This window comes from Oleiphilus sp. HI0061 (genome assembly GCF_001635675.1).
The window spans coordinates 1-2,396 of the sequence record NZ_LWFE01001224.1; the positions used below are offsets into that span (position 1 = coordinate 1).

A 2,396-nucleotide genomic window follows, 5' to 3' on the forward strand; every position below is an offset into this window, starting at 1 on the left:
TGTCCCGGCAACCGCTCGGTGCTTTAAGCGAGCGATAGTGATGCCTAACCTTGTCCCGCCTGTTGTTAACACAGAAATGGCACTTGCTTATAAAGCCAGAATTGAAAACGCTATACCTGAAGGAGTCGATTTCACTCCCTTAATGACCCTATATCTGACAAACGATACAAAGCCCGAAGACATTACTCGCGCCAAGCAAGCGGGCATTATTGCAGCCAAGCTTTACCCAGCAGGAGCAACAACCAATTCCGATGCTGCAGTTTCAGCCTTGAACGAGCTTTACCCGGTTTTTGAGGCAATGCAAGCTTGCGACATGTTATTACTGATTCACGGTGAAGTGACCTCTCATGAGGTTGATATCTTTGATCGGGAAAAGTTTTTTATTGAACAACACCTAGCCCCTATCACCGAAAAATTTACCGAGCTAAGAGTTGTTTTTGAGCATATCACAACCTCTGAAGCTGCTCAGTTTGTACAAGCAGGCTCAGACAAACTGGCCGCAACGATCACTCCCCAACACCTGCTCCTTAATCGTAATGACCTGCTCGTAGGCGGTATTCGGCCCCATAACTTCTGCCTACCTGTACTTAAACGCAACACCCACCAAACAGCGCTTAGAGAAGCTGTAAAGAGTGGCTCAAGCAAATTCTTCCTTGGAACCGACTCAGCACCTCACGAAAAGGCGAAAAAAGAGTCATCTTGCGGCTGTGCTGGCTGCTACAGTGCCTGGAGCGCTATAGAGCTTTATGCGCAAGTATTTGAGGACCTTGGAGCGATCGACAAGTTCGAAGGCTTTGCCAGCCATCACGGCCCAGATTTTTACCAACTACCACGCAATACCAGTACTATCACACTTCAAAAAGAAGAATGGACCATCCCGGAGCAAATCATTCTCCCTAATGGCAATCCAATTGTTCCTTTTTATGCCGGGCAAACAGTTAACTGGAAGCTAAAAACAAAATAACTCCAGATCTCACCGTCTTGGCCGATATAAGCCAAGACGCCGCTGATTGCGGTCGTTATTTTTTCTACAAACATTGTAGAAATACGTAAGCATACTAGACTTATTCAAACAAGCTAAAACGATTGCTTCTAGTGACACTGAGGCCAGACTTGCTCGCTAAATAGGCTCGTCTTGTCGTTCGCACTCGAAACATTTTAGCGCTCGGTTCTTACACTGGTGATAAAGGTCACTCAATGAAATATGAATACGCTTGTCTGCTTTTCCTGCAGGTTCTCGCAACTGGCTGGCTAGTCATCGCACCGCCGCTACCAAGCTACGTCATCGTTCCCTTAGTGTTCATGACAATGATCGTTGGCTTTATGATTTGGCAACGCATTGAGCGATCTTTAGTGCCCTATGACCAAACACCGCGAGCAAAACGGGCGGCAAGAGAAAAGCAGGCGCAAATTGAGTTATTCGATAAAATCCACCATATGATGGATGAAAAAATTGCGCTTATCGCCCAGCTTGCAGAGGATACTGAAAAACTTACACACTCGCTTTCTGACGATACGACACAAACTGCAGAGACAATCGAACGGGCAGACAGCTATGCTAAATCATTATCAAAATCTTTAGATGAAAACCTTGAGCCCAGCACACTAGAAAGCCTCAACAACTTTGGAGAAGTTTCGAATCAGGCCTTAGCCCAGCTGATTCAGCAATTTGAAAACATTCAGGCGGCTTCTGTTACTTTAAACCAGAACTTTGACGATATTGATGCACGTTTTCATGAAGTAGTTGAGCATCTAGAAGATATAAACAAGATCAACTCACAAACCAACCTCCTTGCGCTCAATGCCGCGATTGAAGCCGCTCGAGCAGGCGATGCAGGAAGAGGGTTTAGCGTTGTTGCAGATGAAGTGCGCACGCTTTCAGTTCAAACAGATGATTTTAATGACAAGATCAGCGCTAAACTGGCAGAAACCGAAACCATGTTCAAAGAGTCTGTTGAGTGTCTGGATATTGCTGCCCAAGCCGACCTATCCAACACCCACCAAGCAAAGGAGACATTGCTAAGCTTATGGGAGCATTTGCAACCTGAGGACCCAGAAAATAATCCCAACCTGCCCTTGATCGCCTCTCTCAAAGAGGAAATAGAGCAGTTATATAACATTTCAAATACCGAGAAACTGTCCAGCGATGCAATTCAACAGAAAGCATACAAAGTTTATCAGGATTCGCAGCACTTCAAGGACTTCTTCGGTCCTATATTGAGTGATTTCAAGCAGCTATATAGCTGTAAAGACGAAGACCAGCAAGAAATTCTCCGACGCGCACTCTCTAAGCGAGTAAATAAAATCCCCTAAGTCTTACTTTTACTGGTACAGACAAGACAAAGCTATTACGTAATGTTAATATCACTTTCACACAAAGTTACAATTCTTTAGTT

2 protein-coding genes are annotated in these 2,396 nt (G+C 44.9%); both read left to right on the forward strand.

Translation table 11 applies throughout. The annotated features are described in order from the left end of the window. Positions 1-964 (forward strand): dihydroorotase (gene pyrC, locus A3735_RS19080; RefSeq protein ID WP_068638479.1); only part of this gene is annotated, 964 nt, incomplete at its 5' end. Positions 965-1,197: 233 nt separating this feature from the next. After that, positions 1,198-2,313, forward strand: coding sequence for a methyl-accepting chemotaxis protein (locus A3735_RS19085; RefSeq protein WP_068516764.1), 1,116 nt, complete (start codon positions 1,198-1,200; stop codon positions 2,311-2,313). The last annotated feature ends 83 nt before the right edge of the window (positions 2,314-2,396 follow it).

Coding starts and splice junctions, on each gene's coding strand:
- A3735_RS19085 (WP_068516764.1), top strand. CDS start 1,198: ATGAAATATGAATACGCTTGTCTGCTTTTCCTGCAGGTTCTCGCAACT.